This is a genomic window from Asaia sp. VD9 (assembly GCF_037150015.1).
Taxonomy (GTDB): domain Bacteria; phylum Pseudomonadota; class Alphaproteobacteria; order Acetobacterales; family Acetobacteraceae; genus Asaia.
Genome location: NZ_JBBCQM010000007.1, coordinates 113,671 through 125,576, shown reverse-complemented (window position 1 = coordinate 125,576; position 11,906 = coordinate 113,671). Strand labels below are relative to the sequence as shown.

9 protein-coding genes and 1 pseudogene are annotated in these 11,906 nt (G+C 59.8%); 4 read left to right on the top strand and 6 right to left on the bottom strand.

The window, feature by feature from the left end:
- The first annotated feature begins 28 nt into the window (after positions 1–28).
- Both WFJ47_RS10455 and WFJ47_RS10450 read left to right on the top strand, forming a co-directional pair.
- On the top strand, positions 29–1,573 hold the full coding sequence (locus tag WFJ47_RS10455) for a TolC family protein (protein ID WP_336762844.1): 1,545 nt from the start codon (positions 29–31) through the stop codon (positions 1,571–1,573).
- Positions 1,573–2,025 (top strand): MarR family transcriptional regulator, encoded by a 453-nt coding sequence (locus tag WFJ47_RS10450; RefSeq protein ID WP_336762842.1) that lies wholly within the window; start codon positions 1,573–1,575, stop codon positions 2,023–2,025. Before WFJ47_RS10455 ends, WFJ47_RS10450 begins: the two co-directional genes overlap by 1 nt.
- 91 nt (positions 2,026–2,116) lie before the next feature.
- Here the strand turns inward: WFJ47_RS10450 and WFJ47_RS10445 are convergent, their stop codons facing one another.
- A complete protein-coding gene (locus tag WFJ47_RS10445; protein WP_336762841.1) occupies positions 2,117–4,009 on the bottom strand; it encodes a CocE/NonD family hydrolase in 1,893 nt (630 codons plus the stop codon).
- Positions 4,010–4,037: 28 nt separating this feature from the next.
- The gene (locus WFJ47_RS10440) at positions 4,038–6,419 is read right to left on the bottom strand and encodes a TonB-dependent receptor plug domain-containing protein (RefSeq protein ID WP_336762839.1); all 2,382 of its coding nucleotides are present in this window, start codon (positions 6,417–6,419) and stop codon (positions 4,038–4,040) included.
- Positions 6,420–6,461: 42 nt separating this feature from the next.
- On the opposite strand from WFJ47_RS10440, the pseudogene WFJ47_RS16550 reads away from it, so the two are divergent.
- Positions 6,462–6,701: pseudogene (locus WFJ47_RS16550) on the top strand (LysR family transcriptional regulator); the annotation flags it as partial.
- 27 nt (positions 6,702–6,728) lie between these two features.
- Complete coding sequence (locus WFJ47_RS10435; RefSeq protein WP_233581840.1) at positions 6,729–7,448, top strand: LysR substrate-binding domain-containing protein; 720 nt, start codon at positions 6,729–6,731, stop codon at positions 7,446–7,448.
- A 36-nt stretch (positions 7,449–7,484) separates the two neighbouring features.
- Here the strand turns inward: WFJ47_RS10435 and WFJ47_RS10430 are convergent, their stop codons facing one another.
- From WFJ47_RS10430 to WFJ47_RS10415, 4 genes are all read right to left on the bottom strand, one after another.
- Complete coding sequence (locus tag WFJ47_RS10430) at positions 7,485–8,612, bottom strand: alanine--glyoxylate aminotransferase family protein (protein WP_336762912.1); 1,128 nt, start codon at positions 8,610–8,612, stop codon at positions 7,485–7,487.
- Between the two features lie 41 nt (positions 8,613–8,653).
- A complete protein-coding gene (locus tag WFJ47_RS10425; protein WP_127099660.1) occupies positions 8,654–9,904 on the bottom strand; it encodes an allantoate amidohydrolase in 1,251 nt (416 codons plus the stop codon).
- A 317-nt stretch (positions 9,905–10,221) separates the two neighbouring features.
- The gene (locus WFJ47_RS10420; protein WP_336762838.1) at positions 10,222–11,136 is read right to left on the bottom strand and encodes an FAD-binding protein; all 915 of its coding nucleotides are present in this window, start codon (positions 11,134–11,136) and stop codon (positions 10,222–10,224) included.
- A gap of 2 nt (positions 11,137–11,138) precedes the next feature.
- On the bottom strand, positions 11,139–11,888 hold the full coding sequence (locus WFJ47_RS10415) for an electron transfer flavoprotein subunit beta/FixA family protein (protein ID WP_336762836.1): 750 nt from the start codon (positions 11,886–11,888) through the stop codon (positions 11,139–11,141).
- Between the last annotated feature and the right edge of the window lie 18 nt (positions 11,889–11,906).

Sequence of the window (11,906 nt, the reverse complement as noted above, 5' to 3'; positions counted from 1 at the left end):
GACCCGATATGCAGGATTGCGCTTTCCGATGACCCGACATGTTCTCCCTCTCTTTCTGGTCGCGGCCGTTCTGTCAGGGTGCAATGACACACGTGATCTGGCGCCGGAGCGGGCCGACCGCGCCTGGCATCCACGCAGCGCGACGGGGCTGAGCCTGCCCCCCGACATACGCGACCCCATGATGGAAGCCGGTGCCCGGACCGAGGCCCAGGGGAGTGTTTCGCCCTTGGGTCGTGTCGGTATTGCGTTGCCCGAGGCACAGGATCACGCTCTGTCGCTCCCCTTGCTGATCGATCTGGCGGAGCGCAACAACCCGCGCACACGCGTCGCCTGGGAATCCGCGCGCCAGGCGGCCATCTCGGTAGGCATGTCACGCGCGGCCATGCTGCCGCAGCTTACCTTTTCCGCCATGGGGGGATTCCAGCGTATGGCGCTGCCCTTGCCTAACTACCTTTCCGAGCGCGGTTACCTGACCTCGAATGGGGCTGCGGCCTTTCCCAAACTCGAGCTCGATTATCTGTTGCTCGATTTCGGCAGGACACGCGCCCAGATCGATGAGGCGAAATACCAGAATCTGGCAGCCAATTTTGGTTTCTCGGCCGTTCACCAGCAACTCATCCTTGATGTGATCAGTGCCTATCACAGCCAGCAGGCCGCACAGGCCATTGTCGTGGCTTCGCATCACGCAGTGGACAACATGACGCTGCTCCTGAATGCCGCGCAATCGCGTCACGCCCATGGCGAGGCCACGATTGTGGATGTGGCGACGGCCCAGCGTAACCTGGCCCAGGCGCGTTTCGACCTCGACAAGGCAATCGATGCAGAGCATGGCGCGCGTCACGCCCTGCTGGAGGTGACAGGTCTGCCCGCCACGCTGGCGCTCGGCGTGGCCCCGATGCCCGCGCAGAGCCTCCCTCATAGCGCACCGGAGCAGATCAGGCATCTGGTCGATCAGGCTCTGGCCTCGCGTCCCGATCTGCTGGCCGATATTGCCAGATTGCGGGCTTCCGATGAGGCGCTTCTGGCCTCAAAAGCTGCGCTGATGCCGCGCGTTTCCTTTGCCGGGACGATGTCGGGCTATCTGGGGGCACTTAAGACCTATGGTACGGGACGCTCCGCCCCGGCTTCTGCCATTGCCCAGCCTGAGGCGGGTGCTTTCCTGCAGGTGAGCTGGCCGATCTATCAGGGCGGATTGCGGGCCAACGCCATTCATATGGCCGAATCCCAGCGCGAGGCAGCGAAGGCCACACTTCTGAAGGATCGGCTGAGCGTCGAGCGTCAGGTTGCCGATAGCCAGGATGCGCTCGAGACCGCCCTGGCCCAGGTCAAATCGGCGCAGGTGCTCAACGACGCGGCGCGTACGGCTAATGAGGGGGCGAGCCAGGCCTACGGCCATGGCGTGGGTACCATGACCGATGCCTCGACTGCTGCTGCGGCCCTTTTCGAGGCTCAGGCAGCACTGGCTGTCAGCATTGCCCAGGCCTTCACCAAGGCGGCGGCGCTGGCGCATGCCACAGGGCAGCTCGATCTGACCCATGCCGCCCCCGACGATCTGTCGGAGGCTGCTCCCTGATGACCGACCAGATCGAGAGCATGACGATGGGGCGCCTCATGGCGCTGATTGCCAGGCGCTGGCGTCAGATCCTCGATACCGGGCTGCGGCCTCATGATCTGACCGATGCGACCTGGCAGCCTTTGCTCGAATTGCAGCGTCATGGTCGCCCCATGCATCCCAAGGAGATTGCGGAAGCGCTGTTGCTCGATAAATCCTCGATGGTGCGTATCCTGCGTATGCTGGAGGAGAAGGCTTTCATCACCCGGGAGCCCGATGAGGAGGACCGTCGGGCATTCTATGTGAAGATCACCGATCTCGGCCTCGCACGCCTCGACGAGGTGCTGCGTCTGTCACGCGGGATCGAGGAGGATGCCACGCATGGCATCCCCGAAGAGGATCTCGCGACTTCCCGACGCGTGATTGCCCAGATTCTCTCCCGTCTGAACGCTGTGCATGATCCGGCCAGCTGACTGACCTGACCTGTCAGGTCACGGTCCAGAATGGCTGCGAGGCGACGAGCCACTCGAGCACGTCGCCTGCCGAAGATACCTCGTGAGGATCTTAATGAAGCGGGGCGTGATCCAGGCCCGGCCCTGTAAGGGCGGTGGAGAGAATGGGAAGAGTGATCGACGAGAGATGTTTCGGGTCGTGCCAGATGATCTGATTGGCAATCACGCCTTTGGCGGCAGTTGCCAGTGGTTCACCCGTGTTCAGATTGGGTGCGAACTGAGGATAGTCGCTGGACGATATCTCCAGCCGGATACGGTGGCCAGGTTTGAAGAGGTTGGAAGTGGGCCAGATCTTGATGTGATATTCGGTGATTTCGTTGGGCGTGATGGGCGTTGGATGATCGAGTGACAGTCGATAGGCGGCCTTGATGATGCCGTTATTCAGATTGATGGCCCGTCCATCCGGGAACACATCGACGAGTTTCGCGGTGAAATCGGTATCCTTGGCGTCTGTTGCGGCGAACAGGGTGACAGTGATCGGACCGGTGACATTCAGGGGTTCGGTCAGAGGTGCACTTGTGTAGACAAGGATGTCGGGCCTCTGCTCGATTGCAGACTGGTCGAACTGGCCTTGCGGTCCGCCTGTCCACGAGCAGCAGGAATGGCCACCGAGGCTCGGCACCGGGTTGGCCGGGTTATAGAGGAAGTGATCATTCGGGGCTTTGCTCTCCTTCTGGAGGGTCAGCGTTCCATCACCCATTGAGGCGTTGGCGCGCCCCTTACTCCCCAGATACCAGGTCGTATAGGCTGTTCCTTTGACGGGAAAACTGTCAGCCTCATGCCAGCGATTTTCCCCCATGGTGAAGTAATCGACATGGGGGCCGTCGATGTACCCATTTGCCTGACCCTTGAGCACATGGTCCAGAAACTGCACGGTCAGCTCATTGACGGGACTATTGGCTACCGGACCGATATCCTTGAGCCGCGGGCTCACGATCGCTTCGGGACGTCCCCAGGCGATGTGTTCCCAGGGGCCGATCACAAGCCTCTGGTTATGGCGGGCCTGCTCTGAGCCACCGAATTGCTGCATACCATTGAAGTTGTTGATCGCCCCGGTCAGAAACGAGTCATACCACCCGTCGAACGCGAGTACCGGTATCTTGACCTTGTCGTAATGGGTTCTGATCTCGAATGCCTCCCAGTAGGCATCGCGCGTGGGATGGGCGACCGTATCGAAAAAATAGGGTGCGACCTTCGGATCGTCGGGATGCAGGGGAGGAAAACGTCCATAAGGCAGAAAAGTCATCCAGGTCGAGGGGTTCTTGCCATCGGCGTAGAGGGCCTTGGACAAGGCTATGTCACCCCGGTTTGCAGCAGCCGATGAGGCGATCGTATCCAGCATCCATGGTTCAATGAAGGCGAGACGGAAAGCACCGTCCTCATAGCTCCACCCGTCATAGTAATCATCGCCCGTGTTGGACGGGATGATGGCTTTCAGTGCCGGAGGGCTTGCGGTTGCTGCAAGCCATTGCGTGGCCCCTACATAAGAGGACCCATACATCGCGACCTGGCCATCGGCACCGGGCAAGGTGGAGGCCCATTGCACGGTGTCGTAGCCGTCATCACGGTCGTAACGATATTCATAGAAAACGCCAGAAGACTTGCCCTGGCCGCGTATGTCCTGGATAGCCACGATATAGCAGTGAGAGGCGAACCATTGAGGGCTTTCATACCGTGAGGGCTGAACCTGAGCTGCCTCCTTGCCGTATTGTGTGCGCATAAGGAGGACCGGTACCTTTTTATCAGTCATCGGTGTGTAGATATCGGCACGCAGGATCGTGCCGTCGCGCATTTTTGCCGCGACATCGCTGCGTTTGGTCACCTTGCATTGACCGCTCCCCTGACCGCTCGGCCATGAGGCGGCATGAGCCTGCGACACGCTGATGACGATGGTAGGAAACAGGATGGTGGATACAGCAAGCCGGGCGAGAAACGGTCTGGCCATGGGAAGGTAAACTCCTGAAAGGCTGAAATCAGAAACTGGTGGTCAGGGATGCGATAGCGGCAATACCGCCTGCACTGAGATACAGCGGGGAGGAGCCCGCAATCGTGGTGCCGTAGATGCCTTTTGTCGGCTTCGCATTGTTCGAGATGCTCTGGAATCCGGAGAGATAGTTCTTAGCCCCCAGATTCACGACATTGAGCTGTAGCTGCGGATGATTCGCGAACCAGAGCTGACGCAGGCGGTAGCCCAGCGTGATATTTGCCGTTTCGTAAGCCGGGATTTTCTCGTCATTCATGATCGTCGCGTATTGGGAGCCGACATAGGAGAAAAGAAAATTGCCGAATATCGTGCCGTCATCGTAGGAAAGCCCGAGAGCTGCCGAAAATGCCGGACTTTGAACAGCACGCTTGCCGCGTGTCGGTAGAAGATCACCTGCCACCGCGATGTTGTTGTCTGTCGTGGCATGGAGATATTGCGCCGAGACATAGGGGCTCCAGTGATGCCAGGGGCGGAGGCCGATCTCACCCTGTATTCCGCGAGAGGTCTTGCCTCCGGCCTCGATGGGTGAGGGAAGCGGGATGCCGTTGATGTACTGCGACGAGGTGATCTGGTTGTTGGTAATATTGTAATTGAACAGGGACACGGAGATATTCACGAGACTATAGTGACGGTAGCCGATCTCTTCTCCAATCGAGTACTCACCCTTTAGAGAGCGCTGCTGCGAAGCCGGGATCGGGCTTGAGGTCGAGAAGACTTCGCCATAGACCTGCACGGAAGCCGGTGCGCGATAAGCCGTCGTGCCATCGATATAGATCTGGTCATGCGGCGTGATCTGATAGCTCGCCGAGACCTGGGGGAGAGGCTGAGCGTAGCTGGCACCCACGCGGTAGCGCGTGACGCCGGGGATAAGATTCGTGGCGGCGCGGGTGATCATCAGGTACCGCAGCCCGGCTTCGAGAACCAGTTTGTCGTCAAGCAGATTGAGTGTGTCCTCGATGAATATCTCGTTCATCTGATGAACGAAATTCATGTCGAGGGTTCTATATTGCCGACCGCCAGGCAGAGAGATCGTATATTTGTTATAGTAGTTCGCGATATTGCCCTGCCTGTCGACGGGGGCATAATAGATCGGTTCCTCTAGGGCTATATAATTATAGATATAGCCCAGACGTGCTGTGTTATGGCCGCGATGCCAGCTCAGTGCGGTATTGAGGAATCCCGTCTTCTGGGGAACGGGGTTGATGCTGAGCGCGGTCGTGCGTCCGTTGATCTGGTCGGGCAGATTGAAATTCGTGATGGGCTGATTACCGAAATAGGAGCCCTTGTTCGCGATGGAGACGCCACCGAAATAGAACTCCGAGTAGTTCATGTAAGCGGGTGTCACTTCCAGTGTGAGCTCATGACTGAGCCTGAGCTTCACTGGAGCAATGAGCACGGTTGAGCGGCGCTGGTACTGCCTCAGCCCGACCCAGCTCGTATTTCCAGGGCTGTAGGCTTTGTCGTAGTTGAAGGAATTGCCGTACTGCTTCCATTGCGCCAGCGTCATGGGCCGATAATTGGCCTGCTGCCAGTTATCGTAGGAGAAGGTCAGCCCGGCGCTGCTGCCTTCCCCCCAGTTCTTGATAAGCTTGGAGTCCACGTGGAATTTGCGGAAATCACCTGATCCGCGCCACTGGTTATCTGTCGTGGATGAGAACGAGGCAAAGCCCTTGATACCGCTATGGCCGATCTCGCCCGTATCGTACCGGACGAATTCGCGTTCGAGCGATTTCGAGCCGTAGCTCAGGCTTGCCGTACCACCTATCCTGTCCAGCGGGCCGCGCAGGCCGATCGTGACCAGACCGCCGACATCGTTATAGACCGGTGCGCCGATATCGGGTGCTCCCTGCGCCACGGTCACAGACTGGATATTGTCGGTATCCACCATCGCCTGCACATAGGGCGTATAATTGATCGAATCATTGATCGGTATGCCCTCATACATGAAGCCGATTTCTGCCTGCTGCAATCCCCGTATGGACATGGCGGTGCTTGATTGGCCGAGCGGATCCGTGCTTGCGGAGATCACGCCGGGGAGGGCGGAAATCATGGCGATGGCGTTGCTTGTGGGCGCCTGTTTGGCGATGAAATCGCGTGTGATGGCACTTTGCGCTCCAGCTTTCGTCTGACGGGCCATAAGCCCGCCTCCCGGTGTCGTATTGGTCACGCCATTGGCGCTGCGTATGCCACCACGCACCGAGACCTCTTCCGGTTCGGCCGGCCCGTTTACCGGGGCGATGGTCTTAGGCGGGATGGAATTTCTGTGGCGGGGCTTTTCATGATCTTTGGCGGGTGCAGCATGGGCGATGGCCGGGATTACCGCGAGTGCGAGCAGGGTAAGCCCCGCAAATGCAGTTGAGCGTGGCATCATGACGAACCTCATCGGACAGGGTTTCAGGCGCCTTATTTCCCGATGATCGTTTCGATTGAGAAACACATTGTCAAATTGGTTTATTTTTGTTTACCTATAAATCTCATGAATATGCCCCGGATAGACTTCAATCTGGCACAGTCTTTTCTCGCGCTTTGGCATGAACGCAGTGTGAGTAAGGCAGCCTCACGTCTATCGCTCACTCAGCCTGCACTGAGTGCTGCGTTAAAGCGCCTGCGTGCTCTAACGGATGATCCTCTTTTCATACGAACTCCCCAGGGGATGCAGCCGACGATCAGGGCGATCACCATGGCTCCCGTTATTGAAGAGAGTCTCAGGCGTCTGCGCGAGGCATTGGGGCATTCGGAGGCATTCGATCCCTTGACGAGCCGACGTCATTTCGTGATCGGCTGCGATAGCGGACTTGATTATCGGCTGGCTCCCTCTATGACGCACACGCTACGGTGTATGGCGCCGGGACTGTCTCTTGTATTCAGGGCAATTCCCCCTGATGGCCTAGAGGCCGCCTTCCAGAGGCGTGAAATCGATCTCGGGGTCACAGCGAATCAGGGAGCCCATCCCGACAGCATCGCGTATCCGGTAGGGAGACTGATCATGGAATGCGTTGGATCGAATCTGGGAAACCTTTCCAGTCCTACGATGAGCATCAGTGAGCTTTGTGCTTTCGATCACGTATTGATCGAACATGCTCGGCGCTTCAGTCGGTTCGATCATGCGCTCAGAGGGCTCGGCTATGAGAGGCGGGTCAGCGTGACGGTGCCGAGCTTTGGTCACATCCCTCCTCTACTGAATCACCCAGGAATCGTTGCCATCGTACCGCATTACATCGCACATGCGTATTGCGACCTGACCTCGCTTCAGAGAGCGCAGGTTCCCCCTATAATGGACCGGATGACGATCCGCTTGCTTGTCCCCGCGCGCTCTGCCGCGGATACTGCGATAGAGTGGTTGAGGCGGGCCATCCTTCTGGAGCTCCAGTCCTGGTGGTGCGCATCCTCTGAAGTCTGACCCTTGCCTGTCGGTTCGACAGGGGGTGCGCCGGAATCAGATTTCGCTCTCCAGAACGGTCTTCAGAGCGGCGAGGGTAAGGCGTACCTTGTGCTGCTCGGCGTTGTATCCCATTGCGCCAAGACGCCAGATTTTGCCCATGAGTGGGCCGAAGGCAGTGCCGATCTCGATCTGAAACTCGTCACGCATACGGGCGCGTACCCGCTCCCCATCGACGCCCTTGGGGATATACACCCCCGTGACATTGCTCATGCGATAGGCGTCCTGCCCGTAAAGGGTGAGGCCGAGGCCGCGCAGCCCTTCAGCCATCGCCTTGCCAGCCGCGACATGGCGGGCAAAGCGGTTGTCCAGACCCTCTTCCAGCGCCAGACGGGCGCATTCGCGCGCGGCATAGAGCATGGAGGTCGCCTCGGTATGGTGGTTCAGCCGTTTTTCGGACCAGTAATCCATGATCATGGCCAGATCGAAATAGTTGGAGCGGATGAAGGGACGCGTGCCGTCGCTGATATCGTCACGGCGAATGCCACTTTCGACCTTGCGGCGCGAGAAGATGAATTCGGCAGCGCGGTCGGAAATGGTGATGGGCGCGCTGCCCGGCGGGCCGCCCATGCATTTCTGGAGCCCGGCCGATATCACATCGATCTGCCATTCATCGGTGCGCACGGGCATGCCGCCAAGGGTCGCCGTGGCATCGACATAGGAAAGCGCGCCGTACCGGCGGCATAGCGCGCCCACGCCTTCGAGCGGTTGGGCTGTGGTGGTGGAGGTATCGCCATGAATGGCCGCGAACACGGCTGGACGATGTTGCGCCAGGGCGGCTTCGATCTGCTCGAGGGTGGCGACCTGGCCCCATTCGAGATCGATCGTGGCAATCTCGGCGCCCAGACGCTCTGCAATCTCGCCCAGCAACATGCCGAACCGGCCAGAGCGGATGAGCAGCACCTTGGCTCCCGGTTCGATCAGCGAGGTCAGCGCGGCCTCGATGCCAGCACGGGCCGAACCATCGATCAGGAAGGTCCATCGGTTTTCTGTCATGAATACCTGACGATAAAGCGCCATCGTCTGGTTCATGTAATCGGTCATCTCTGGGTCGAACTGTCCGAGCATGTCAGCGCCCATGGCGCGCAGCACGCGCGGGTGCACATTGATGGGGCCAGGCCCCATCAGCAGGCGCTGCGGCGGGTCGATTTCACCGAAAAAACTGCTCACATCGTTTCTCCCAGTCGCGTCACGAAAGTTACCATGGTCTGAAAGGCCGCTTCGACATCGGCATCCTCGACCGATTCCGCCGGGTTATGGCTGATCCCGCCTTTGCAACGGATGAACAGCATGGTCATAGGGGCGAGATGCGCCATGATCATCGCATCATGACCAGCCTGGCTGAGAAGCATGGGGGGCGTGTTTCCCAGTCTCTCTTCCACGGCTTCCCCCAACATTTCAGTCAGATGGTCGTCGCAGAGGGCGCCAGTCAGGTCCTGGATACGCTCGATATCGAGCCGGACATGACGTCGTGTGCACAGGGCCTGCAGCATGTCGCCGATTTCCTGGGCGGCATTTTCTCGGACGCCGGGCGTTACGGCGCGGATATCGACGGTCAGGACCACGCGCCCTGGCACGATATTAGGGGCGCCATTCTCGACGCTCAGCCACCCGACCGTGGTGACCAGATCGACCGGGTCCTGCTGGCCGATGGCCTCGATGGCAGTAATGGCCTCGGCCGCGGCGGCAAGGGCATCACGGCGTTCATGCATGGCGGTACCGGCGTGATCGGCCTGCCCGGTCAGGGTCACGCGATAGCGGTATTGCGAGGCGATACCACGTACGAGGCCCAGAGGCAGGTCGGCGCGCTCGAGATGCGGCGCCTGCTCGATATGGGCTTCGAGATAGGCCAGGACATTGTGCCGTTTCGCCGTGTCGAAACGGGAAGTGTCGAGTCCCCAGTCCGACAGGGCTGCACCTAGTGTCGTGCCGTCGCGATCGGTCACGCTGTCATCGACGGATTGTGACAGCCCAGCCGCCGAGCGTGAGCCCATCATGTATGTGGGGAAACGCGAGCCTTCCTCATCACCGAAACCAATGATTTCGAGCGCAAAGGGAAGTCTCAACCCGCGACTATGGAAATAGGCGACGGTCTCGATGCCCAGCGTCACGCCGAGCATGCCGTCATAGCGCCCGCCATCGCGCACGCTGTCGACATGTGAGCCGATCAGCAGCACGGGAGCATCCGGATGGGCCCCGGCATAATGGCCGATGATGTTCCCGGCAGCATCGGTCTCGACGCTCATCCCGGCCTCATCCATCCACTGGGCCAGACGACCAAGCGTTGCCCTGTGGGCAGGGCCGAGATAGGGGCGGAAAAGCCCGTCGCTCTGGTCGCTATAGGGAGCAACGCCGAGTTCGTCGCAACGGGCCCTGGCCCGTGCGCCGCCTGCCTGAATGTCCATGATCTGGGTCATGTATACAAGCATGTCCCATGCAGCGCGGAAAAACAATCGAAAGCTGCACAGGCTGATCATTCACGTGGGCGGGCAGGGGGCTTCAGCATGGCAGCGGCCCATCATCTCGTTCGCGGCGTGACTGAAGAGCGTCCGTCGCTTCTTTTCGGATATGGCGATCCGACGAAGGATTTTCCGGAAGGTGCTGCCATCCATTCGGGCAGGGACCTGGCCGGAAAAGGGGGCTATCGCGCCCAGTTCCGGCAGGAGGGGGGTACCCTGAGGCAACCCGATGGGCATTCAGGTAAAGCCCCTGTCGAAGCAGGAGCCTTGTTTGATCAGGCGCCCAGTTCGGCCTTGAGCTGCGGCAGGATTTCGAACAGATCGCCCACGAGACCGTAATCGGCCACGCTGAAGATCGGGGCTTCGGGGTCCATGTTGATCGCCACGATCACGCGGCTGTCCTTCATCCCTGCCAGATGCTGGATGGCTCCGGAGAGACCGACAGCGATATAGAGATCAGGTGCCACGATCTTGCCGGTCTGACCGACCTGCATCTCGTTCGGGGCAAATCCGGCATCCACCGCCGCGCGCGACGCGCCGATGGCAGCACCCAGCTTGTCGGCCACAGGCTCGAGCAGCTTGAAATTGGCCGCGTCCTTCAGGCCGCGCCCACCAGAGATCACCACACGGGCCGATTCCAGTTCGGGGCGGTCGGAATGGGTCAGTTCGATCCCGACATATGCGGCATCCGGCACCTCGACAGCCGCCGAGAGGGACTCGATCGGGGCGGATGCCTCACCCAGTTTGGCAGCCTCGAAATTGGCGTTACGCACGGTCAGCACCTTGATCGCATCGCGCGACCGCACGGTGGAAAGCGCGCTGCCGGCATAGATCGGACGCACGAAGGTATCGGCGTCGATGATCTCGACCACCTCGGTGATCGGCTGCACATCCAGCAGACCAGCCACGCGCGGCAGGGTGTTCTTGCCATAGGCGGTCGCGGCGGAAACGATGTGATCGTAATTTTTGGCGCGATCTGCAATCAGGGCGGCAATGCACTCGGCCAGATGCGGGGTGGACTCCGCGTGAAGAACGCGGGTGATCCCTTCGATCTTTGAGGCTTCCTGGGCGCCTTCTGCGCCGATCAGCAGCACATCGACAGCACCGAAATGGCGGGCGGCGGCAACGGCGGAAAGGCTTGCCTTCTTGATGGCGGCGCCTTCGGCTTCGATCAGAACCAGAGTTGTCATGATCAGATCACCTTCGCTTCGTCACGCAGCTTGCCGACCAGCTCGGCAACGCTCGACACCTTGATACCCGCCTGGCGCACGGGCGGTTCGACCACCTTGATCGTCTCCAGACGCGGCGTGATGTCCACGCCCAGCGTATCGGCAGCGATGGTTTCGAGCGGCTTCTTCTTGGCCTTCATGATGTTGGGCATGGTGGCATAGCGCGGCTCGTTGAGGCGCAGATCGGTGGTCACCACGGCAGGCAGTGCCAGACGCACGGTTTCAAGTCCGCCATCGGCTTCACGGACCACGGTGATGCGTCCGTCTTCGATAGCGACTGAGCTGGCAAACGTGCCCTGCGGCCAGTTGAGACGTGCCGCCAGGATCTGGCCGGTCGCATTCATGTCGTCATCAATGGCCTGCTTGCCCATGATGACCAGACCGGGATTTTCTCGATCCACGATGGCCTTGAGCAGCTTGGCGACAGCCAGCGGCTCCAGCTCGGCGTCGGTCTGCACCAGAATGGCGCGGTCGGCACCCATGGCCATGGCCGTACGCAAAACGGGCTGCGCCTCGGCAACGCCAATGGTCACCACCACGATCTCGGAGGCAGCGCCTTTTTCTCGAAGCCTGACAGCTTCTTCGACAGCAATTTCATCGAAGGGATTCATCGACATCTTCACGCCTTGCGTGTCGACGCCGCTGTTATCGGCCTTGACGCGGGGCTTGATGTTGTAATCCACCACCCGCTTGACCGGGACCACTATCTTCATCTGTTTCTCGCCGATCCT

Bases quoted from the DNA above. Each gene is read 5' to 3' on its own strand.
- WFJ47_RS10455 (WP_336762844.1), top strand. From the start codon at position 29: ATGACCCGACATGTTCTCCCTCTCTTTCTGGTCGCGGCCGTTCTGTCA.
- WFJ47_RS10450 (WP_336762842.1), top strand. From the start codon at position 1,573: ATGACCGACCAGATCGAGAGCATGACGATGGGGCGCCTCATGGCGCTG.
- WFJ47_RS10445 (WP_336762841.1), bottom strand. From the start codon at position 4,009: ATGGCCAGACCGTTTCTCGCCCGGCTTGCTGTATCCACCATCCTGTTT.
- WFJ47_RS10440 (WP_336762839.1), bottom strand. From the start codon at position 6,419: ATGATGCCACGCTCAACTGCATTTGCGGGGCTTACCCTGCTCGCACTC.
- WFJ47_RS10435 (WP_233581840.1), top strand. From the start codon at position 6,729: ATGGCTCCCGTTATTGAAGAGAGTCTCAGGCGTCTGCGCGAGGCATTG.
- WFJ47_RS10430 (WP_336762912.1), bottom strand. From the start codon at position 8,612: ATGGGGCCTGGCCCCATCAATGTGCACCCGCGCGTGCTGCGCGCCATG.
- WFJ47_RS10425 (WP_127099660.1), bottom strand. From the start codon at position 9,904: ATGACCCAGATCATGGACATTCAGGCAGGCGGCGCACGGGCCAGGGCC.
- WFJ47_RS10420 (WP_336762838.1), bottom strand. From the start codon at position 11,136: ATGACAACTCTGGTTCTGATCGAAGCCGAAGGCGCCGCCATCAAGAAG.
- WFJ47_RS10415 (WP_336762836.1), bottom strand. From the start codon at position 11,888: ATGAAGATAGTGGTCCCGGTCAAGCGGGTGGTGGATTACAACATCAAG.